Annotated in this window: 21 protein-coding genes and 2 tRNA genes; 6 read left to right on the top strand and 17 right to left on the bottom strand. The window is 58.6% G+C overall.

Features of this window, described 5'->3' with window-relative positions; translation table 11 throughout:
- The first annotated feature begins 274 nt into the window (after positions 1–274).
- Positions 275–514: a type II toxin-antitoxin system RelB/DinJ family antitoxin gene (locus tag Q6A48_RS15080; RefSeq protein WP_304554904.1), complete on the top strand. Its 240-nt coding sequence runs from the start codon at positions 275–277 to the stop codon at positions 512–514.
- Positions 504–794: a type II toxin-antitoxin system RelE family toxin gene (locus Q6A48_RS15085; protein WP_304554905.1), complete on the top strand. Its 291-nt coding sequence runs from the start codon at positions 504–506 to the stop codon at positions 792–794. Before Q6A48_RS15080 ends, Q6A48_RS15085 begins: the two co-directional genes overlap by 11 nt.
- Before the next feature lie 260 nt (positions 795–1,054).
- Here the strand turns inward: Q6A48_RS15085 and Q6A48_RS15090 are convergent.
- The 9 genes from Q6A48_RS15090 to vapB form a co-directional block, all read right to left on the bottom strand.
- Positions 1,055–1,130 (bottom strand) — tRNA-Thr (locus Q6A48_RS15090).
- A 75-nt stretch (positions 1,131–1,205) separates the two neighbouring features.
- Positions 1,206–2,030: an FkbM family methyltransferase gene (locus Q6A48_RS15095; RefSeq protein WP_304554906.1), complete on the bottom strand. Its 825-nt coding sequence runs from the start codon at positions 2,028–2,030 to the stop codon at positions 1,206–1,208.
- A 330-nt stretch (positions 2,031–2,360) separates the two neighbouring features.
- Positions 2,361–3,593 (bottom strand): methyltransferase, encoded by a 1,233-nt coding sequence (locus Q6A48_RS15100; RefSeq protein WP_304554907.1) that lies wholly within the window; start codon positions 3,591–3,593, stop codon positions 2,361–2,363.
- A complete protein-coding gene (locus tag Q6A48_RS15105; RefSeq protein WP_304554908.1) occupies positions 3,574–4,263 on the bottom strand; it encodes an ABC transporter permease in 690 nt (229 codons plus the stop codon). The genes Q6A48_RS15100 and Q6A48_RS15105 overlap by 20 nt, the downstream gene beginning before the upstream one ends.
- Positions 4,260–4,955 (bottom strand): ABC transporter permease, encoded by a 696-nt coding sequence (locus Q6A48_RS15110; protein ID WP_304554909.1) that lies wholly within the window; start codon positions 4,953–4,955, stop codon positions 4,260–4,262. The genes Q6A48_RS15105 and Q6A48_RS15110 overlap by 4 nt, the downstream gene beginning before the upstream one ends.
- Before the next feature lie 78 nt (positions 4,956–5,033).
- Positions 5,034–5,789 carry an ABC transporter substrate-binding protein gene (locus Q6A48_RS15115; RefSeq protein ID WP_304554910.1) on the bottom strand — a complete coding sequence of 252 codons (756 nt, stop codon included), beginning with the start codon at positions 5,787–5,789 and terminating at the stop codon, positions 5,034–5,036.
- Positions 5,790–5,802: 13 nt separating this feature from the next.
- Positions 5,803–6,576 carry an ABC transporter ATP-binding protein gene (locus Q6A48_RS15120; RefSeq protein WP_304554911.1) on the bottom strand — a complete coding sequence of 258 codons (774 nt, stop codon included), beginning with the start codon at positions 6,574–6,576 and terminating at the stop codon, positions 5,803–5,805.
- Between the two features lie 397 nt (positions 6,577–6,973).
- A complete protein-coding gene (gene vapC, locus Q6A48_RS15125; RefSeq protein ID WP_304554912.1) occupies positions 6,974–7,390 on the bottom strand; it encodes a type II toxin-antitoxin system tRNA(fMet)-specific endonuclease VapC in 417 nt (138 codons plus the stop codon).
- Positions 7,390–7,620 carry a type II toxin-antitoxin system VapB family antitoxin gene (vapB, locus tag Q6A48_RS15130; protein WP_304554913.1) on the bottom strand — a complete coding sequence of 77 codons (231 nt, stop codon included), beginning with the start codon at positions 7,618–7,620 and terminating at the stop codon, positions 7,390–7,392. Before vapB ends, vapC begins: the two co-directional genes overlap by 1 nt.
- A 180-nt stretch (positions 7,621–7,800) precedes the next feature.
- On the opposite strand from vapB, the gene Q6A48_RS15135 reads away from it, so the two are divergent.
- Entirely contained in the window at positions 7,801–8,250 is a 450-nt protein-coding gene (locus tag Q6A48_RS15135; protein WP_304554914.1) for a carboxypeptidase regulatory-like domain-containing protein, read from the top strand.
- A gap of 9 nt (positions 8,251–8,259) precedes the next feature.
- Here Q6A48_RS15135 and Q6A48_RS15140 read toward each other — a convergent pair whose 3' ends face one another.
- The 5 genes from Q6A48_RS15140 to Q6A48_RS15160 form a co-directional block, all read right to left on the bottom strand.
- Positions 8,260–8,706 carry a hypothetical protein gene (locus Q6A48_RS15140; protein ID WP_304554915.1) on the bottom strand — a complete coding sequence of 149 codons (447 nt, stop codon included), beginning with the start codon at positions 8,704–8,706 and terminating at the stop codon, positions 8,260–8,262.
- A 37-nt stretch (positions 8,707–8,743) separates the two neighbouring features.
- The gene (locus tag Q6A48_RS15145) at positions 8,744–10,978 is read right to left on the bottom strand and encodes an ATP-binding protein (protein WP_304554916.1); all 2,235 of its coding nucleotides are present in this window, start codon (positions 10,976–10,978) and stop codon (positions 8,744–8,746) included.
- A complete protein-coding gene (locus tag Q6A48_RS15150) occupies positions 10,975–11,580 on the bottom strand; it encodes a biliverdin-producing heme oxygenase (protein ID WP_304554917.1) in 606 nt (201 codons plus the stop codon). The genes Q6A48_RS15145 and Q6A48_RS15150 overlap by 4 nt, the downstream gene beginning before the upstream one ends.
- Before the next feature lie 125 nt (positions 11,581–11,705).
- A complete protein-coding gene (locus tag Q6A48_RS15155; RefSeq protein ID WP_304554918.1) occupies positions 11,706–12,107 on the bottom strand; it encodes a hypothetical protein in 402 nt (133 codons plus the stop codon).
- Positions 12,108–12,172: 65 nt separating this feature from the next.
- Positions 12,173–12,502 (bottom strand): DHCW motif cupin fold protein, encoded by a 330-nt coding sequence (locus tag Q6A48_RS15160; RefSeq protein WP_304554919.1) that lies wholly within the window; start codon positions 12,500–12,502, stop codon positions 12,173–12,175.
- A 783-nt stretch (positions 12,503–13,285) separates the two neighbouring features.
- Here Q6A48_RS15160 and Q6A48_RS15165 point away from each other — a divergent pair.
- The 3 genes from Q6A48_RS15165 to Q6A48_RS15175 all read left to right on the top strand — a co-directional run bounded on the left by Q6A48_RS15165 (position 13,286) and on the right by Q6A48_RS15175 (position 16,958).
- Entirely contained in the window at positions 13,286–14,083 is a 798-nt protein-coding gene (locus Q6A48_RS15165; protein WP_304554920.1) for a hypothetical protein, read from the top strand.
- 1,268 nt (positions 14,084–15,351) lie between these two features.
- Positions 15,352–15,924: a Rha family transcriptional regulator gene (locus Q6A48_RS15170; protein WP_304554921.1), complete on the top strand. Its 573-nt coding sequence runs from the start codon at positions 15,352–15,354 to the stop codon at positions 15,922–15,924.
- A 404-nt stretch (positions 15,925–16,328) separates the two neighbouring features.
- Positions 16,329–16,958: a recombinase family protein gene (locus tag Q6A48_RS15175; protein ID WP_304554922.1), complete on the top strand. Its 630-nt coding sequence runs from the start codon at positions 16,329–16,331 to the stop codon at positions 16,956–16,958.
- 97 nt (positions 16,959–17,055) lie between these two features.
- On the opposite strand, the gene Q6A48_RS15180 is transcribed toward Q6A48_RS15175, so the two are convergent.
- The 3 genes from Q6A48_RS15180 to Q6A48_RS15190 all read right to left on the bottom strand — a co-directional run bounded on the left by Q6A48_RS15180 (position 17,056) and on the right by Q6A48_RS15190 (position 21,006).
- Entirely contained in the window at positions 17,056–18,291 is a 1,236-nt protein-coding gene (locus Q6A48_RS15180; protein WP_304554923.1) for a reverse transcriptase domain-containing protein, read from the bottom strand.
- Positions 18,292–19,196: 905 nt separating this feature from the next.
- Complete coding sequence (locus Q6A48_RS15185; RefSeq protein WP_304554924.1) at positions 19,197–20,846, bottom strand: site-specific integrase; 1,650 nt, start codon at positions 20,844–20,846, stop codon at positions 19,197–19,199.
- 84 nt (positions 20,847–20,930) lie between these two features.
- A tRNA-Phe gene (locus Q6A48_RS15190) sits at positions 20,931–21,006 on the bottom strand.
- Positions 21,007–21,028: the final 22 nt, after the last annotated feature.

The raw sequence follows: 21,028 nt of genomic DNA on the forward strand, positions 1-21,028 counted from the left end.
GTAATCGCCAGCTCAGAGCCTTGCAACGCAAAGCTACTAAGCTGGGAATGAGGTTGATCGATGCTGCTTAAAAAGCATTAAAAACAATGGGTTGTAATTTGTTTGATGAGAGCTTGCTCCCGCTGGGGGGCGAAGCAGATCCCGTGGGCTTGAATCAGTATTTGACTAAGTGGGGCATGCACAATGGTGTGGCTTGATTGACACATCCGGGCTTGCCCAAAAAAATTTTTTGCCGCACTGTAAAGACCAATGTCATTACATCGGGAGTTGCCTCATGGCGTCCATCAATGTCCGTATCGACGACGACCTCAAGGTGCGCGCCTACCGCGAACTTGAGAAGCTCGGTGTCACTCCTTCCGAGCTAATGCGCCAAGCCTTGCAGTACGTAGCGGAGCGTGGCCAGTTACCATTCAAACCCGTCCTGTTGACTGAGGACGATGAAGCCTTGATCGCCACAGTGCGCGAGCGACTCGCGGCCCCGCAGCGGGTTAAGGTTTCGCTAGATGACCTATAGCCTGGAATTCGATGCGCGAGCGTTAAAAGAATGGAAAAAGCTAGGTGGAACCCTTCGTGAGCAACTCAAGAAGAAGCTGGCCACGGTTTTGCTCAATCCGCGCGTAGAAGCCAATCGACTGCATGCCTTACCTGATTGCTACAAAATCAAGCTGCGCAGCAGCGGCTATCGGTTGGTTTACCAGGTGATTGATCAAGAAGTCGTGGTTTTTGTAATAGCTGTCGACAAGCGTGAGCGAGAGCAGGTCTATCGCAAGGCAGCTGAGCGGCTACGTGATTGAAGTCGGTGTTGACGGGTAAGAGCGGCACGTGATGACCGATGTCTGATGCCCGAGGACTACAAGACTAGAGAGCGTCCTTCGCTGTGCAGGAACGGGTCAGGCCAGCAAGATTGCCCATTGTCTTGGCCGGAGACTATCAGCCAGTCTGATGGCCTCATCGCGAGCAGGCTCGCTCCCACAGGTTTTTCAGGGGGGCGGATGAAAAGTGGACGCCTAGAAACGACAAAGCCCTCGCATTTCTGCGAGGGCTTCGTCTTGTATGGTGCCGGCACCAGGAATCGAACCCGGGACCTACTGATTACAAGTCAGTTGCTCTACCAACTGAGCTATACCGGCGTGTGGGCGACGATTATAGCGGTTGGGGGCGTTCTGTAAACCCCTGAATTCTGACTATTTTTGCGCGAGGTTGGCTCAGGCGCGGTGCAGCAGGTTGCGCAGTTTCTGCAAGGCTCGCCAGGTTCGGCTGTTTTGGATGGCGTGGAGTTGGGCCTCGGCTTGTTCGGCGCGTTGCAGGGCGGCGGTCAGTTGGGCGTCGGTGTCGTCGAGGGGGTGGCTGAAGGGATGACCTTTGCGCAGTTGGAAGCCGTCGAGGTTGCAGGGCGGGATGTCGAAGGCGGGTTTGAGGGCCAGGTGTTCGTCGGCCAGGTAGTAGGTGTTGATGCCGTCGAACAGGATGGACTGGTAGCCGGCGCCGGTGACGAGGGTTTCCCAGGCCTGGTCGCGGGCCCATGGGGTTTCGATGAGGATGATCCAGGGGCGCCAGCGGCTGAAATCCATGCCACGCAGCACGGTTTCCTCGTGGCCTTCCACGTCGATCTTGAGGAAGTGAATGGGTCGGTCCTGTGCGTGTTCTTCGCAGATCGAGGCCAGGGTGCGGGATTGGACGGTCTGGGTGCGCACGTCCATGCCGGCGTCGCGGTGTTGTTGGGCGACGTTGGGTTCGACGGTGGACAGCCCGGTGTCGGCGATGGTGTAGAAGGTCAGGCCGTCGGCGTTTTCACCGGCCACGCATTGCAGGTTGATGTCTCGCGAGCGTTCCTGGCAGAGCGCGGCATAGTAGGCCTGGACCGGTTCGATGTTGATGCCGTGCCAGCCGTGGTCGTAGAACGCCCGGGTGACGGAGTCATCTGTCGGGTGGTTGGCGCCGACGTCCAGGTAAAAGCCGTTTTCCACCGTCTGAAGGGCGCGCCACAGGCGTATGTCTTCGAAGTTTTGTGCGTAGGAAATGAACGTCACGACCAATCCTTGAATGTGTCGGCAGGTGTCAATCACGATACGTTCGGTTGTTGTATAGCAGCGGCGAGCCGGGTGCAACGAGCGCTGTGGGGCAGCACGGAATTCGGCGGTTATGCCGTTTTGCTCAGAGGCTTATGCACAACGGGATGGATGCGGCCGCTTGAACCTTGCAGTTTTGTGAACACGTTCTCATTGGGCCGCAAATGCCTGTTTTCATGGTTTTTTATCCATGTGAACAAAAAATGAACACTAGGGAAACGGTCAGGAAATCGCGGTTCCATTGGTCGCTGGGAGATTCCATCAACAGAGTTATCCACAGGCTGTCACGGCTCAGTGACGCTCTGCCAACAGCATCAGGTTGCGCGGCGTCAGCGGGGTTTCGCAGAAAGTGCCGAGGCGCACGGCGTAGCCCTGTTGGGTGAGGAAAAGCGCCCGGTCCAGCACCAGCCATAGCTCCAACGGGCGTCGGAACAGGCCGCGCACCAGTTCCAGGTTGCGCACGTGGGCCAGGCGTTCTTGGCCTGCCGCTTCCAGCGCATTCCAATCGGGTGAGCCGACTGTGGATAAGTCCTTGAGGGCCGCCAGATCGGTGCAGTACTGGGCGAAGGATTTTTCCAACCAGGCGCTGGGCAGGGAGGGGGTGGGCAGGTAGTCGTCGCGTCCTCGGAGTTGCCGTTGCAGCAGGTCGAAGCCCAGGCGCCGGGCCATGGACTGGTCCCGCTGCCGTCGTACCCGGGCGCCGGCGGTGACGGTTTCGGTCAGCGGCAGGGCCAGGTCGTCGAGGGACAGCTGTAGGGCGGAGCCCTTGGCCGTGTCGGACAGCGGCTGATAGTGCTCGGCGCTGATGCGGTTGTAACAGCACGGGGCGATGGCCAGTCGTGCACAGCCGGCGGCGCTGGCCAAGTGCAGCAGTCGCACGTGCAGGTCGCCGCAGGCATGCAGGGCCACCGGTGTGTGTTCGGCGGTGATCGCCTGGGCGGCGTCGGGTGCCATTACGTCTTGTTGCTGGTGCGTGACGGGCAGGTGATGGCGCCGGCTCAGTTGTTGGCCACTGGCGACCAGGGCAGGGTCGTATTCCAGGCAGGTCAATCGTTGTTCGCCTTGCAGCAGTCGGCGACCGAGATGGCCTTTGCCGGCGCACCAGTCCAGCCAATGGCCAGGTTCGCTGGCAAAGCGCAGGCGGCTGGCGAAGGCTTCGATCTGCTGCCATTTGCGCCCGGGCACCTCCACGTCGAGGCGATGGGCGGGGGCATCCAGCGCTTTCGCGGGCAGTGGTGCAACTGCACTCAAGGTGCGGGAAACAGCCGCCAGTTGCGGGAAGGGGGCAGGTGCGTGCTCGATCAGCCAGGGTTGGTGATGGTCGCGTTCTGCCGTCTCCAGGGAACGCTGGCGTAGCCATTGCGCCAGCTGTGGGTAGGACGTTTCCCAGGGGAGCTGCAAATGGGTGAAGGGCCGCGGTTTCCACAAGGCCTGGTGGGCGCAGAGAAAGGCGTCCAGCGCGGTGAAACGGGCGAGCAGCGCTTCGCCCGTCAGCACGCCGTGGTCAGCGCCCTTGGCAGGCATCGACGCGCAACCAGCGCTCCAACTGCTTGAAGCCTTGCACCAGCAGGAACGCCATCAGCAGGTAGAACATGCCGGCGGCGAAGAAGATCTCCACCGGCAGGTAGGTCCGGGCGATGATGGTGCGGGCCATGCCGGTGAGTTCCAGCAGGGTCACGGTGCTCGCCAGGGCACTGGCCTTGAGCATCAGGATCACTTCGTTGCTATAGGCCGGCAGGCCGATGCGCGCGGCACGGGGCAGCATGATGTAGAACAGCGCCTTGGGCCGCGACATGCCCAGCGCCCGCGCGGCTTCGATCTCGCCGCGGGGGATGGCCTGGATCGCGCCGCGCAGGATCTCGGCGATGTAGGCCGCCGTGTGCAGGGTCATGGTCACCGTCGCGCACCAGAACGGATCGCGCAGGTACGGCCACAACGCACTGCTGCGCACCGCATCGAACTGCGCCAGGCCGTAATAGACCAGGAACAGTTGAACCAGCAGCGGCGAGCCACGGAAAAAGAAGATGTACGCGTAGGGCAATGCCCGCACGTACCACAGGCGCGAAGAGCGGGCGATGCCCAGTGGAATCGCCAGCAGCAGGCCGGCGATCACGGCGATCGCCACCAGCTCCAGGGTCAATGTCGCGCCCTGGGCCAGTTTCGGCAGCCACTTGATGATGACGTCCCAGTTCATTGGGTGCTCCTGATGAAGCCGCGCGCGGCGCGTCGTTCCAAGAGGTGCATGCCGGCCATGGCCAGTACGGTCAGGCCCAGGTACATGAACGCGGCCACCATATAGAAGGTGAAGGGTTGCTTGGACACGGTCACGCCGATCTGGGCGTGGCGCATGATTTCTTCCAGGCCGATCACCGAGACCAGCGCGGTGTCCTTCATCAGGATCATGAACAGGTTGCCCAGGCCCGGCAGGGCGATGCGCCACATCTGCGGCATGATCAACCGGGTGAAGATCCGCCCCTTCGACAGGCCCAGGGCGACGCCGGCTTCACGGTGCCCCTTGGGGATCGCCAGGATCGCACCGCGAAACACTTCCGTCGCGTAGGCGCCGAAGCACAGGCCCAGGGCAATCACACCGGCGGCGAAGGCGTCCAACGCCAGGTCGGGATGGCCCAGGTACTCGCCCAGCGCGCGCATCAGGTTGACGGTGCCGAAGTAGATCAGCAGCACCCAGAGCAATTCCGGAATGCCACGAACCAGCGTCGAGTAGGTGCCGCCCAGCCATTGCAGCGGCTTGTATGGCGAGGTCTTGGCCAAGGCGCCGAGCAGGCCGAGCACCAGTCCCAGGCACAGGGCCGAGAGGGCCAGCTTGACGGTCATCAGCGCGCCAGCGGCGAGCGCCGGGCCGAATCCGTAGAGATCGATCATCATGGGTATGTGTTCATATCGCGGCAGGCTTTGCAAAGGGCCGGCGCTGCCGTGCAGCAGCGTCGGCCGGGCACGTCAGGATCAATAGATGCTGAACGGGAAGTACTTGTCGTTGATTTTCTTGTAGGTGCCGTCGGCGACGATTTCCTTGAGCGCGGCGTTCAGCTTGTTGCGCAGTTCGTTGTCACCCTTGCGCACGGCGATGCCGATCTTGTCGCTTTCCACCACCGGGTCGCCCTTGAATTCGTAGTTGCGGCCGGCGTCGGTCTTGAGCCAGTCGTAGTTGACGTATTTGTCCGCCAGGATCGCGTCGACGCGCCCGGAGGTCAGGTCCAGGTAGGCGTTTTCCTGGGTGTCGTAGAGCTTGGCGGTGATGTCGTTGCCCAGTTCGTCTTCCAGCCAGGTGCCGGCCAGGGTCGCCCGTTGCGCGCCGATGACCTTGCCTTTGAGCGAATCCTTGTCGGTCTTGAAGTCGACGCCCTTGGCCGCGATGAATTGAAGTTTGTTGGAGTAGTACGGGTCGGTGAAGTCCACCGCCTGCTTGCGCTCATCGGTGATCGACAGCGACGAGATCAGGAAGTCGAATTTCTTGGCGTTCAGGGCCGGGATGATGCCGTCCCAATCGGAGGTGACCACTTCGCATTCGACTTTCATCTTGGCGCACAGGGCGTCGCCGATGTCCTTGTCGAAGCCCACGACCTGGCCGCTGGCGTCCTTGTTGTTGAACGGCGGGTAGGCCGCCTCGATGCCCATCTTCAGCTTTTCGGCCGCCATGGCATTGGCCGAGAACACCAGGCTGGCGGCAGCGGCCAAGAGGAATTTCCTGTAGATCTGCATAGGTATTGCTCCGTTAGCGGTTGCTGGACATGAATTGTTTGCAGCGCGCCGAAAGCGGGTTCTCGAAGACCTGCTGTGGCGATCCTTGCTCCTCGACCAGGCCCTGATGAAGGAACACCACTTCGCTGGAGACCTGGCGGGCGAAACTCATTTCGTGGGTCACCAGCAGCATGGTGCGGCCTTCTTCGGCCAGGGCGCGGATCACACTAAGTACTTCCTGGACCATTTCCGGGTCAAGGGCGGAGGTGGGCTCGTCGAACAGAATCACCTTGGGTTGCATCGCCAGGGTACGGGCGATGGCGGCGCGCTGTTGCTGGCCGCCAGAGAGTTCGGCCGGGTAGGCGTGGCGCTTGTCGGCAATGCCGACCTTGGCCAGCAGGGCTTCGGCGACTTCGGTGGCTTCGGCCTTGCTCTGGCCGAGCACCCGGCGCGGGGCTTCGATGATGTTGTCGAGCACGCTCATGTGCGGCCACAGATTAAAGTTTTGAAACACAAAACCAATCTCACTGCGCATGCGGTTGATCTGCTTGCCGTCGGCGGCCACCAGCTCGCCGTTTTTCGCGGCCTTGAGCTTGAGCGCTTCGCCGGCCACCAGGATTTCACCCTGGTTGGGGTTTTCCAGCAGGTTGATGCAACGCAAGAACGTGGACTTGCCGGAACCGGAGGAACCCAGGATCGAGATCACATCGCCGTCGCGGGCGGTCAGCGAGACACCCTTGAGCACCTCCAACTGGCCGTAGCGTTTGTGCAGGTTGCGGATTTCAAGCGCGGGCGTGGCCTGGGCCATGTGCGGTCCTCATGGTGTGTGCTCCCTTGCTGTTGGCTGCCTTCCGTGGCGAGGCGGCCAAGCTAGCATGCGTCCGAATGGTCGCCAACAGCGCTACGGGGGGTAAACCGGTGATGTGCAGCAGGTTGTCGCATCGGCACAGCAGACTGTCGCGCCATCAACAACCGAACAGCCGTTTGAACCGTGTCTACCGGTAAAAATCCCGGGGGAGTCGCGTAAAAAAAGGCGCGATGGTGCCAGCTTTGGGCGGGGGTTGGAAGGGTTAACCGGATGAGCGTTGCCGCGATCAAACGTTTGGAGGAGTCGAGGTCCCCTCGAGAACTCAGAGTATTGCGAGAATTCTTGGAGCTATTTCGTGCAGTCCGAAATCCGTCTGGACTTCAAGGCCCTACCGAAGCTACAACGCCGGCGTCGCGGTGGTCCAATCCTCGATGCGCGTTCCGGGAACTCTTTCGAATTCTTTCAGATCGTTGGTGACAACAATCAATCCAAGAGAGCGGGCATGGCCGGCAATCATTTGGTCATAGGGGCCGATTGGCCTGCCGATCTTTGCCAGCTCTGCGCGGATCATGCCGGTATGGGCTGCAGCGCCATCACCAAAAGGCAAAACCTCCAGGCGAGCACAGAACCCTTCGATGACACCAAGATTTTTTTCTGGGGCGGATGATTTTTCTGCGCCGTAGATCAACTCCATCAACGTGACGGCGCTGATGCAGAGCTGGCCGTGATGACGATTGAAAGCGTCTCTGACAATCTGGGGTTTATTCTTGATGGTGAAAATACAGACGTTGGTATCGAGCATGTATTTGATCATCAGAAAGACTCGCGCTCCTGGTCGGTAGGCTGCTCGCGCTCTGCCATAAAATCTGCTGTCGCGCTATCGCCATCAAACCAGCTGTCCCATGCCTCGCCGGCCGGTGTAATGACGCGCGCCCGGCCTATGGCGATTACATCTACCCGCTTGACGTCGCTTGGCATCGCCACTGCTTTGGGCAGTCGGACAGCTTGGCTGCGGTTGTTCATGAACAAGGTTGTTTGTTCCATACGCACTCCTCCAAAACACGATTGGAAGAATAGGATAATAAAGGGATATGTCAAAGGGATATGTCGGTAGGTAGAGCGTTCTCATCCTAAGCCCTACTCCCAATTGATCTAAACCTTAACGCATAACCTTGCTCAAACGAGTACTCACGTGGGTTGTTTCCAGCACCTGGAGTCCTCGCCATGAAGCTCACCCATTATCCAGTACTGCCCTTCATCGTCCTCGGCATCCTGTTGTTCCCCATTGAGCTGAGCGCCACCCATCTTGCGCCTGTGGACAACGCCGGGGTCCAGGTCCAGCCCATGCAACAGAACGGCATCACCTACCTGTCGGGCGGTGTCGGTGAGGATGAAGCCCGCGCCATCGGCCAGGCCCAGGGCTACAACCTGCACATGACATTCGCGGTCGGGGTGGAGAACAAGTACATCCCGGACGTGGATGTCATCGTCCAGAATGCTTCAGGGCAAACGTTGTTGACCCTGGACCAGGCGGGGCCGCTGGTTTATGTGCAGTTGCCGCCGGGCAAGTACACGGTGCGAGCGACGCGCAACGGCGAGGAGCGCCGCGACACCGCCGAGGTGGGCAACGGTGGCGCGCGCAACCTGGTGTTCCATTGGAACGGTGACGAATAGCCGATCGGCTTATTCGCCGGCCGGCTCTTCCATCGCCTGGCGGTACCGGTCCAGCGCTTCGCTGAAATCCTTGATGAATTCCGGGGTACTGAGCCAGCGTTGCGCCGTCTCGCGGTCCATGTCGTCGGCCCACATGCGGTAGTCCACCAGCATGTCGGCGGCCAGGTTGGTGGCCGCCATGCTTTCGTTTTCGGCGTTTTTCAAATCGAGCAGGCCTGGGCGCTCGCTGATCATGACGCTCATGGAGGCGAGCAGCGTGTCGAGCAGTTCGCTGCGGCCGATGGCTTCGGCTTCGCGCAGCTTGGCGAACAGCTCCAGCACGTAGACCGGTGGTTGAGCGGTGGCGTGGGCCGGGTCGCCGTACATCGGGATGGATTTACGCCCGCTCATGCGGATCTGCTTGGCTTTGTCCTTGGCGCGCTTGGCGCGTTTTTGCTGCTTGTTCAGTGAGGCCATTGGGCTTGGTTTTCCAATTCGTCGGGGGATGTCCGGCTCAGTCGATCTTGGGCACGGTAAAGGTGAATTCGCTGCCCTTGCCCGGCTGGCTTTCGGCGTGCAGTTTGCCGCCGTGGGCCTGGACGATCCCCTTGGAGATGTACAGCCCCAGGCCAGTGCCGTTCGGGTTGCCTTCCTTGAGGGTCCAGTAGCGGTCGAACACGTGGGGCAACTGTTCTGCGGCGATGCCTTCGCCGGTGTCGCGCACGCTGAACATGATCTCGTCGCCCACCGACATCGCGCTGATGCCCACGGAGCCTTGTTGCGGGGTGAACTTGATGGCATTGCCAATCAGGTTGGACAGCACCTGGAACAAGCGCTCGGGGTCGGCATTGATCCTCAGGTCGGGTTCGGCCTGGAAGGAAATGTCGATGGCCTTGGCGATCGCCAGCGGCGACAACAGCGAGCAGGCGTCCTCGAAGATCTGGCTGACGGCGATCGGCTGGGGATTGATGGTGTAGCGTCCGGCGTCGATCTTCGAAGTGTCGAGCAGGTCTTCCAGCAGCGCGTTCATGCGGCTGGTGGCTTGTTGCATGGTGTCGATGGCCGAGGAAATGCGTTTGGAGCTGTGGGAGCCGTCGGAGCTGAATGCCTTGCGCATCATGCCGCAGAGCATGGAAATGACCGTCATCGGGCTGCGCAGGTCATGGGACACCACCGCCACCAGTTCATCGCGGGCCTGCACGGCCAGGCGCTCCTTGAGGACCTGGCGGGCGAGGTCGTTTTCCAGGGCCGAGCGCCGCAGGTCGTTGGCGGCGAACAGGTCGCCATGGGTCCATTTGGTGCTGATGCCGGCCATCTCGACTTTCCAGATCTCGAACGACGTGCGCGGCCGCAGGCGCAGGCCGGTCTCGCTGTTCTCCAGGTCCAGGGGCTTTTGCGGATCGCCGCTCCACTGCAGGGTCTGCTTCACCTCGGGACGGAACCACAGCACGCCGTTTTCCACCGGCTTGGGCAGGTGGATCGCCAGCACGCCGCTGGCCACGTCCTGGTAGGCCTGGGCCGGGGCAAACACGCTGCCCAGATTGTGGTGGGCGAACACCGGCTGGCCGGTTTCCAGGATCCACTTGTGCAGCTCGCGGATCTGCTCCGGTTGCGGGCATTGGCCGTGGCGGTGCAGCTTGTTGTCCTCGAGGATCGCCACGCCGGCGGCGTCGGCCAGGGCCATCAGCCGCTGGGGCTCGCGGGACAAGCCATCGAACACGTTATGGGTGGACTCGGCCATGGCGGCGGCGAGTGCCTTGAGGTTTTCGAGCTTGGCGTCTCGTTGGCGCGCCAGTTCCAGGGCTTCCATGGCGCTGATCTGCAACGACAGCACTTGGCCGATGGTCTGGCAGGCCATGCGCATTTCATGGGGTACCAGCAGCGGCTCGCGGTTGCCGCAACTGATCAGCCCCCACAAGCGCTCGCCTTCCATCAGCGAAATGCTCATGGACGACAGCACGCCCATGTTCTTCATGTATTGGCGGTGGATCGGCGAGACGCTGCGCAGCGCGGAAAAGCTCAGGTCCAGCGGCGCCTGGGTATCGGGCCGCAGCTCGGGGACCAGTGAAACCGGCGCGTAGTCGGCATTGGGGATGATGCGCAGCCAGTTGGTGCGATACAGCTCCCGCGCCTGCTCGGGGATATCCGACGCCGGGAAGAACAGGCCCTTGTAGAGCTCCATCGACGGCGCGCTGGCCTCGGCGATCACCTGGCCGTGGCCTTCCTCTTCGAAGCGATAGATCAATACCCGGTCGTAACCGGTCATGGCCTGGATTTCCCGCACACTGATTTCGTACAGGTCCTGGAGGGACTTCGCACTTTGCAGGCGTTGCAGCATCCGGCCCATGTTGGCCTCGCCGCTGACGCCTTCGGGGCGGTAGTCGTTCAGGTGCTGTTCCAGTTCGACGATCAGGGCGCCTTGATGGCGATGCACCAGGGCATCGAAGCGCTGGTGGTTGGCGACAATGGCCACCGGCGCGGTGTCGCCCTGCGGCGCGTTGCGACAGGCAACCAGGATCGCCTCGGCCTGTTCCAGGCCCAACAGCACGTCCAGGGTCTGCCCCAGCAGCCGGTGAGGGTCGTGTCCCATCAGTTGCAGCACGTTGGCGCTGACCTGGCGGATCACGAAGTCCGGCTCGGACAGCATCAACAACACGCCATGAGGCTGGATGGCCCCGGGGAAGCGGATCGGTTCGTCTGCGCAATTGGCCAGCAGTTCTTCGAAGGCTTCTTGGTTTTCCGGGTTCATAACAGGACCTCCTGGCTGTCCAGCCAGTGTTCAAAATAGGTAAACGTCGCCTTGGCTGCGTTTGTGACTTCGAGCGTTTGGGCTTGGCCAAGGTTCCTGTCGTCCAGGTATTGCAGGAAGTCCTTCCAGCGTCGACCGGTGAGTTCGCCATAGACATCGAGAAACGCCGCGCCGCTGGTGGCGTCGAGCCCGAGCTGTTCGGCCACCCTGCGCCGCAGGATCTGCCCGCCGAGGGTTGCCCCCTCCAGCACATAGGACACGCCGAGGGCCGCGGCGCGCGAGTCGATCCGGGGCAGTTGCCGGCAGGTGGGCAGCGCCGCGAGGCTGGCTTCATCCAGGCCCAGGGCCATGAGGTCTGCCCGCAACACCGGGACCTTGACCCGCAGGGACTGATCCAGGCCCGTCGGGACCAGCGCCAGGACCTGGAGCTGTTGCTCCAGGGGCCGATAGAACCCGTAGTAGGCAGCCATCAGGCGTCGGTACAGGTCGAGGGTCAAGTGCTCGGAGAAAAACGGCAGGCGTTTTTCCAGGGCGATGTGCAGTTCAGCGGTTTCGGTCCGCAATGCCTGGATCAGGGAGGGAGTAGGCGCGGCCGGTGACATGCAGGATGAAGCTCATTGACAGGGTGTAAGTAAAAAAGCGCACCAATCTTACATGGGTTTTCCAGGCCGCGGTCACCGGGCGTCGACTTTCGTTCGTCCAGCCCGCGCAGCGGGTGGACGCCCGATCAGCCCTGCGCCAGCGCCTGGGAAGCCGCCACGTAGTCTGCCTGGAACTGCTCGCTCTCGACCCAGTCCAGGGCGGTCTGCTCGTCGACGCCCGTGGTCATGCGCCGGTACTCGATCAGGGCCGTGAAGATGAAGTCGGTGGCTTCCTCCTCGCCTTCCTGTTCGAGCACCAGGCCCAGCAGGGGATGCGCCAGGAAGGCGATGCACATGGCCTCCTGGCTGATCTTTTCGGCGGCGCGCATGCCTTCGAACAACTCCGACAGGTCCACGGTTTCCAGGTCGATGCGTTCATCGTGCGGGTCCAGGAACTCACTTGGCGCAGCGGCGCGCTTGATCCGGTTGCCCTTTGCCTTGGCCTTGGCGCGTTGGTTTCGTTTCTGCTGTTTGTTTGCCGATGACATGGCCGGGTTCCTGGCACTGAAAAATGACTGTCTATCCTACCGCGTCATGGCGGGGGCATCGAACCTCAATCCACCACGAACAAGGTGGCGCCCAGCGCAGTGGACGAGCGGTGCGGCTCGGCCTGGTCGGCCACCTGGTAGCTCATGCCGGGCTTGAGCACGAACTGCCGCCCGTCCTCCAGCTCCGTGTGCAACTCACCCTTGAGGCAAAGCAGGATATGCCCCTTGGTGCACCAGTGATCGGCCAGGTACCCCGCCGTGTACTCCACCATCCGCACCCGGATGTTCCCGAATTGCCGGGTGCGCCAATACGCGGTCCCAGTGACGCCCTTGTGCTCGGTGGGCTCGAGGGTTGACCAATCGGTGGTGCCGAAGGGGATGCCGGTGATGTCCATTGAGGCTCTTTTGGGTGGGAGGGGGAGGGAGGAATGTAGCTGAGTCGGTGAGATGGAGCAAAGCTGCCCGTGGGCGACAGGATTGCGATGTAAATACGAGTACGCAGCGGTTTGAGCTGGGGCGTTTCCTGCATAGGGCAGGCTCCAGAACGAAAAAACCGGCTTGCGCCGGCTTTTTCCCCCTCCAACCAGATGGTCAGGCCACACCGGTCATGAGGGTTAGTTGTTGGGCGCAGTATTGCGCAATACTGCGTATGGCGCAAATTCACTGCATGCAGCGCAGGACTTTTTGCGTACGACGCAGATTTTGCTATCGGCCCCGCAGGCGTGTCTCGCCAGCGCTCAGCTTAGTCGTTTGTCCGGCAGGTGGGCGAAGGTGGAAACGAGTCGCAACAATGAAGGCGCATGGGCCGCAGTTGCATGCAGGTAAAACCCCAGGCAAAAAAAAACCCGATCAATGGCTTGATCGGGGTTTTCGGTATTAGTGGTGCCCAGAGACGGAATCGAACCGCCGACACGGGCATCAGTGGCGTAAACCCAATAAAATCAAGGGTTTCACGTCTCTTGATCAATGCGAAGTGTACTCGTTCTGTGTACCCACAGACAAGGCGCTTGTCACATCGCGGCAAAGGTAAAACGAGATGTTCCTCCGGACGTGCGCCTGAGTGTTGCAGTCGCCTACGTAGTAGCCATATGGTATCGGCATGGCCTTTGTGACGCTGTGAACGCGCAGCTTAAATCGGGTCCGCCAAGCAGGCTCATCAGAATTAGATGGAGGGATCCATGAGGCTTACAGATCCACGTGAATTTGTTCAGTTGGGTGGGCAAATTCGGTATTTGGCTGCAAGACAGGTTGGCGGTCCAATCCTTGGGAAGTCGCTCGTATTCGAGAACCTGAAAACCTTTCGTGACCGGCTTAAAAAGCTTGGGTTAGTTGTTTCGTACAACTTATTTGACTCAATGCTCTCGGGGCTGGTTGGAGAGTTTGAAGAAATTGAGCGCTCGGCCGAGGAGGGGGAGGCTGGCGAATTAACTGAGACGCACGTGGAGGTGTTGACCGACTCTGTACTGCAATTAGAAAGAACTGTTTTTGCCGAAGCCAAGACTCAGGTAATTGCTATTCCCGTGCCAAGGAGAATTGAGCTTGAGCATCTTCTCAGTGACCCGGGAAAGGTCGTGGGGCAGGGCGTGTTTGCGAGTCTAACGGACTTGGCTCAGAGCGATATAGTGGCGGCGTGTCGTTGTATTGCGTTCGAGTGCCCTACAGCCGCAGCATTTCATGTTCTCCGCGCGGTTGAGGAGTGTGTGAGAATTCTCTATCGAGCCTATCTGCCTCGTGGAAATGATAAGAGACCATGGGGTGCGCTAACTGGCGAGCTGAAAGCTAAGCCCAGGAAGCCGAATCCTGATCAGATACTCATGACCCACATTGATCATCTTCGCCAGCGCTTTAGAAATCCAACGGATCACCCGGAGAAAATCTATGAGATTGAGGAGGCGGAGGACCTGATTCATATTGCGGTGGATATCATTAACCGTTGTGTCAGAGATCCCAAGGTCATTGAGCGTCGTCAGAAGTAGTCTTTTCAAATAACCCGCGAAATATATTGGCTCTTGCGAGCGTTTGGCCTGCTCTCATGAAGCCGATACCTCGTGGGATCGCTCAGGCTCTGGCTGTTGTGCTCCGGCGAAATCAGGAATCCTCAGACAGTTGCCAATCGCGTTCCTTCTGACTCACCTGCAAATCCACCCACTATAACCGGACCGACACCTCGTCGAGCCGACTACCAATGGGGAATGCGCAGTGGATCGCTACGACAACCGTTTTATCTGCTTCAATCGACCGCCAATCAGATGCGCTCCAAAACCCCTCACTTCAAGCGGAAAGGACATCCCGTCCGGTTCGCTTACTGAATGAGGGTCACAGTTATGCTTACACCTATCGAGCTTGTCGAATTAGACAGGCGTATCGGAGGACATGTAGATCGTCTGATCGCTGCCAGTGTCAAGAGCAACCAGCTCACTGTCCGAAAGAAAACCAAGGAAGTTGTGCGACGACAAGCAATCGAGGTCGACCCTCCAAGATCATCCTTAATCCGTTCGAGGGATTCATCGGACCGTCAACGGAATACGGCCAGTATCCATACTTCGCATCGGACATCATCGAGGGTATTGCAAGACTCGACTGGCATGATCGACCCCTCGACCAAGGCGGGTCGTCCAAGCCGCTTTCTGTTAAGCGTCTTTTCGGGATAATCGCACAACTCCCAAAGGTCACCGCTAAATCTGTCGGGGATTTTCTGGGCGTTAACACTCGGCAGGCTCAGCGATACGTGAAGGCCGTCGAACTGGCAATGCCATATCTCATGAAATCACGACCGCGATGTTTGGCTTCCGAGATGGACCACGGGGAAATACCAGCAATGCGCCCCAGCAACTGGACTGACGAGCTGGAGACCCCAAGCGCTGAAGTCCTCGCAAAGTTGCACTACGACATACGAGACCTCGGGCAGCGAGCGTGATTAAACGCCGCATACTTTAAGAACTTTAAGGACCCTGCTGAGGAAGTATCGACGGCTTATCGAATGCTGATCGTCCAGTTCGTAGAGGAAGGGATCCTGGCAATAGCCATCCTCGTCAGAAAGGGCACCTTACAGGCTCGACGCCTGCTGCGGAGTTTCCTTGCAAGACAAATTCAGCCTTGCCCATCGTTAATGCAACTCGCATTGCTGGGCAACCATCCAGTTCTTCTGAGAACGCCTTTCATGCCAAGTCGGATCCCTTTGTCGGGGTCTGGATGCCCGGCTGTAGGCGCGACGTGAAGGGCGATACCAAAAGGAGTAACGACAATGAACATCACAAACCGCATCACCATGGACACGACCACATCCGTCTTTGAAAAGATCGTCACCGCTGGGTCAGTCGCAGCAACTACCCTAAACGGCCTCCCGGGTATGTCCTCTATGGAGATTGCAGAAATCACTGGCAAGCGTCATGCCCACGTCCTCCGGGACATCAGAAAGATGCTCGATGAGTTGGGACATGTTGGCGCTAACGGGTCCAGATTTGGGCCGGTTGATTTTGTTGAGTCTGCTTACAGGGACTCCAAAGGTCAGGCACGACCCCTAACCGTTCTCGCGAAAGAACTAACGTTTACTCTGCTGTCTCGATATTCGCTCAAGCTCGCCAATCTGATCGTGAAGCGCTGGTTGGAATTGGAAGGGGCAGGCTTTGAGCGGGTCTCAGTGCAAGCTGCTGTAATTCATCTGGTCGAGCGAGAGAAGGACAATCGACGGTTTGCCTTCAGCCAGATCAATAAAAAGAGAAGTCCCCGCCAACTCACAGCCCAAGAGAAAGTAATGCAAGGTCACATGAGGGCAGCCCGGAAATTCGAGAAGGAGAATCCCATGAGCTTTCGTTAGGACCTCGCAACTCCTTCCGGTAAGCGGCAGAAGCCAGCAAGGCCCGGGCAGATCAATTGACGAAAATCTGGAGCAAATTTTTGAGACCTCATCCTCATTCAAGACTCGTCACGTGAATCCCCCATGCCGCCCGTGGGTATAGGGCCCTTATCGTGCGCCCATGCGCGCCTCTGAATGAGGGCCTTGAGAATGGACCAAGGACTGGTAATGGTTCGACGGTCGTTCGTAGTCGTTCTTCTCTTCTGATGAAGCAGGCAGAAGGGCGTCATCATACGTGGTCCCTGGGGTATGCCTTAGCGACTACAGAAGAAAGCCTGTCTGGCTGTGGTTGTTTAGTTGGTGTTGACGACTATAGCGACCACGCATATGGTGACCACACCTAAACGACTACAGGGCGGTTCTCGATGTTCATCCGTGCTTACCTTCGGGCCTCTACCAACGACCAAGATGCCCACCGGGCTAAGGACCAACTCACTGCCTTCGCACAGGATCATGGGCAGCGGATAGCGGCCTGCTACACCGAAAACGAAAGTGGTGCCACCCTCCAGCGTCCTGAGCTGTTCCGATTGTTGTCCGATGCGCATCCCGGTGATGTCCTCTTGGTCGAACAGGTAGACCGGCTTTCGCGCCTCACAGAAGCCGACTGGCAGAAGCTTCGAGGGATCATCAAGGACAAAGAGGTCCGAGTGGTCTCGCTTGATTTGCCTACCTCGCACCAGTTCATGGCGCAGGGGAGCGGAGCGTTGGACACTTTTACATCAAGGATGCTTGGGGCCATCAACGACATGCTCTTGGACATGCTCGCAGCGGTCGCCCGGAAGGACTACGAGGACCGTCGCCGTCGCCAGATGGATGGCATTAAGAAGGCGAAGGACCAAGGCGCTTACAAGGGGCGTGGGGTCGATCAGGACAAGCACCAGCGTATTCTGGAGTGTCTGGGCAAGGGAATGGGTCTGCGGGAAACCTCAAGGGCCACGGGTGCCAGCACGGCAACTGTTCAGCGGGCTATGAAGCTCAAGGCAGTCGACCTCTGACGGCAAGCGCCGGGAGTATTTGAGGAGGGCTGTTAGTTCGGCTGAGCACAACTACCCCTCTCTGTCCGATTGCCCTATCTGTAATCGTTAAGAGCGTTTAGGCAGAAGCCCCGTGAGGCTCGAGACGCTCTGAGTGAAGCTCCGAAAGAAGTCTTACTCCAAGCATCCTGCGCCGAGCAGTGCCGTTTGCCCTCGCAAAGAGCTTCGCTTTTTCAGCTTCGTACAGGGCCAGCTGATTTGATATGTAATCGTCCAAGCCCTTTATCCAATGACCATTGCTGCAAAATGAGAATGCCTTCCCCCAGCCGAGGATCACTCGGTCAAGATTTTGTAGCGCGCCCGAATAGGTCGCTTTTGGGGAAATTACTCCGACTTCAATGCTGGCCTTCATAACGCGGAGCGATGCCTCCATTTCGGATGCTATTCGTTTCTTAAACTTGTCTCTCGTGCCTTTCGATGGCTGCACTAACCCCGGCGAAACATAGCAACCCAAGAAATCAAACCCGTCTGACGTTGAGCCGCTTGAAGCTTTGCCGCTTGTTGCCGAGGGTGAATATGCCTTCAGCGAAAGCTTCGCGAGCTCTTTCAGTGCTTTGTTGAAAGCTCGGGTTACGCAGCTCCTATCCTTCCCAAGAATCAGGAAGTCATCGATGTAGCGGAGGCAAATTACTTCACCAGTGTTCATGGTTTTGTCGAAGTCGTGCAGATACAAATTGGCTATGAGCGGCGACAGTGGCGAGCCTTGAGCCACGCCTTCCGCCCCAAGAGGGAAAATCTCATCAAGACCCTGCCGTCGCAGTACATCAATGTTTGCAAGGTCTGTTGTGATCGCAGCTTGTAACAAGGCCACCGTGTCAGGACATTTGATATGAGGTGCCACCAACCCCATCACTCGGGCCTTATCGATTTTCGTAAAGAACTCTGCAATGTCAGACCGGATATGGAAGGCCGCTCCACCGGAGATAGCCAATTTGGCATCGTTTATTGCCATAGCGACACTTTTGGTTGGAATGCCGCCGTAGCTGGTCGGGGTTGCCAGAGCGTCCTTTACGAACTTAATGCGCGTCTGCAAGGCTTCAAGTAGAGCACGCTGAACGATTCGGTTGGGTATGGGTGAAAGCACAATGGGTCGTGAGCTACCGTTGGCTTTGGTTTTTGCCACGCCTGTCTGCTGCTTGAAGGTGAAAGTTTTCTTGGATAGTGCGCGTTGGATTTCGGAAAGCGACTTAGGGAGGCGGCTCTCGAAGTCTTTAGCTTCATTTCGGATAGTTTCGGATGTAGAAGATAGGGCGCTGCTTTTAACCTTTCTCCAGGCCGAATGCAGCGACTCCATGCTGTAGATCCGACGGTATAGCGGCGTTGCCAAAGAAAACTCCTTGTTTGTTGGGAGCACCAGTGAACTCTCACCCAACTGCTACAGGGGACCTTCAACCACCGGGAGACCTCGAAGCCTTAACGGCGATCTTGGTCGCGACCCGCACAGCAAGCTCCGAAGAGAGATGGCTGGCGTCTGTAATACTTGGTTCAGTGCTGTGAGGCGGCTGCACCAGCAAGCAGGCGAGGCTGAGCGCAGTCACGAATAATCGCGATGCGGCGTGCGCCAAGTTGGCACGTTTTTGCATGAAAGCATGATTTCCCTCAGAAATTCCGCCAAGACACGATAAATCGCAGCTTTTTAGATCTCGCGGTCAATCCCGCCCCATGCGCCAAGTTGGCACGTTTTTGCATGGTCGCATGATGTACCTCGAAGATGCCGCTGAGGTACAAATCGTACCTTTTTGGATCTCGCGGTCAAGCGCGCGCCATGCGGCCGAACACCGAACTCCACCCTGAAAATAAAGCTGCTAACCGTCTGGTGACCCCAACGTGCAGACAGAGTTACGGTTAGTGACGCAGCAGTCGAGTGACGCTCTTTACCACCGGGAGACCTCGAAGCCTTAACGGCGATCTTGGTCGCGACCCGCACAGCAAGCTCCGAAGAGAGATGGCTGGCGTCTGTAATACTTGGTTCAGTGCTGTGAGGCGGCTGCACCAGCAAGCAGGCGAGGCAGACCGATGTTAACAAACGATGCGCCGAAAGCTACTGTAATCGCACGGCTACTTTTCTGCCGTCCAAGCGCCCTTTCTGTAATCGTTAAGAGCGCTCCGGCAGAAGCCCTGCGAGGACCGCAATGCGCGGCAAACGGGCCATATGATCCTGTTGGGTCTTTAGTAAATGGCGCTCGCCGTAGCTCCGACTTATAGAGCCATCATCATGTCCGGTGATTGCGTCGTGGGTTTCTTCTGGGATGCCTGCCTCTCGACACATGGTCTTGAAGCTGTGGCGGAATCCATGGAGGGACTTACAGGCGTCTCAAGCTCGGCAACGTCACGCAGGTACACGCCCCATCGTTTCCCGAAGTTATGCCCGTACCAGCCAGTAGGATTCGGCTTGAGGGCCGGGAATAGCTGGCCTGTGGCGGGTAGGTCCTCGACGTAATCCAAGAAGCCAAGGTCGATGAGGTCCTGATGGATAGCAACCAAGCGGTGACTTCCCTTAGTCTTCAAGGTTCTGTCGTCATCTGATCCGTCCTCAGAGATCCCAAGAAGGTCCAAGTACCAGATGCCGTCTTCGGACTTGCGGACCTCATTGGCTTTCATCTGGGCAATCTCTTCCCGTCGAGCGCCTGTGTAGCAGAGCAGGAGAGGTAGCCATTTCCAAGCTTCCCCAAACGATGCCCGAGGAGCGGCCCATTCGCCTTTGAACAGCGGACTGGAGAAAACCTTGATGAGCTCCGCTTGGGTGTAGCCTTTCCGAGTCGCGGTGCGTGATTGCTTGGCGCTCGCTTTTCGCAATGACTTCGTGATGCCTGACGCGACCACTGGGTTCTCGGTGATGTATTCCATCTTCACTGCGTAGGCCAGGACCGAAGAAAGCCCCATCAGCTTGTTCTTGATCGTGGCGCTACTCAGCAAAGGCAACTCAAGCTGTTTTGCTCGGGCAATCTGCTCGTGTGCGTTGAGCGCTTTAAGGCCTTCACCTTTGGAAGGCATCTGGCGAAGCAGGCCATAAAACTCTTCAATGGTCTTGCGCTTGATCTGTTTAACCGGAAGGTCGCCCAGCAGCTCAACGAATCGAACGATTGTGGTCTGGTATTCCCCTGCGGTCTTTTCGACGTCGCGCTTCCCATCACCCATGTGGCGGTGATTACGTGACCAGTGCTCGAAGACCACTGAAAGCGTCTCTGCTGGGCTCTCTGGCTTGATCCTGTCGATACTCAGGGGAGCTTCGTGGGGAAGCTCAAAGACCGCAGAGTAATTACCGTAGTGGCGCTTGTAGGCAATCTCGGACAGCTCCAGATGCTGCGCCAAGAATGCTTCGTACAGATACTTGTGGAAGGGCGTACCGGGCAAAGGCATTGGCAGTGAAGCCTTCGCCAGCTCATCGGCTACCGTTTGATCGAGGTGCTGTCGAGCGCGTGACTCCAGCCCATCGGGGCCCAGTAGGGCTTTTGGGCTTCTGATGCTGAAGTGGTCGCGCAGGGTCTCGTGGCCTACATCTTCAGAGCCTATGAGATACCCCTCAAATCTTCCGGTGGATTCCATATGGTCGAGCTCAGCCTTCGCCCATCTCGCGGCGAGCTGAATAGCATCTTGAAGGGTAGGGGTGTGAGCGCCGGAAAGCTGGAGGCGAATGTTCAGGAAGAACTCTTCGGATTGACCCCATGCAGCTGCAAAACGGGTCTTTGCCTCGCGGGTATCTTTAGTGCCCAAGGTGCGCTTGTAGGTCTCGCCTGCCTCAGGAAGGAGCGGCTTAATGTCCTTCGGGATACGGCGGCGGAATGTAGTAGGTCCCGGTGCGGGGATCTTTCCAAGGTTGTGCCATAAATCCCATCGTGTACCCGCCATGTGTACTCATGCGTGACGGGTTACAGCAACTCCAAAAAGTAAAAACCCCCGAGACCTTGCGGAATCAGGGGTTTTCGGTATTAGTGGTGCCCAGAGACGGAATCGAACCGCCGACACGGGGATTTTCAATCCCCTGCTCTACCGACTGAGCTATCTGGGCAACGGGGCGCATTAAACGGGTT

The sequence above is a fragment of the Pseudomonas citrullilanati genome, assembly GCF_030580855.1.
In the GTDB taxonomy this organism is placed as follows: Bacteria; Pseudomonadota; Gammaproteobacteria; order Pseudomonadales; family Pseudomonadaceae; genus Aquipseudomonas; species Aquipseudomonas citrulli.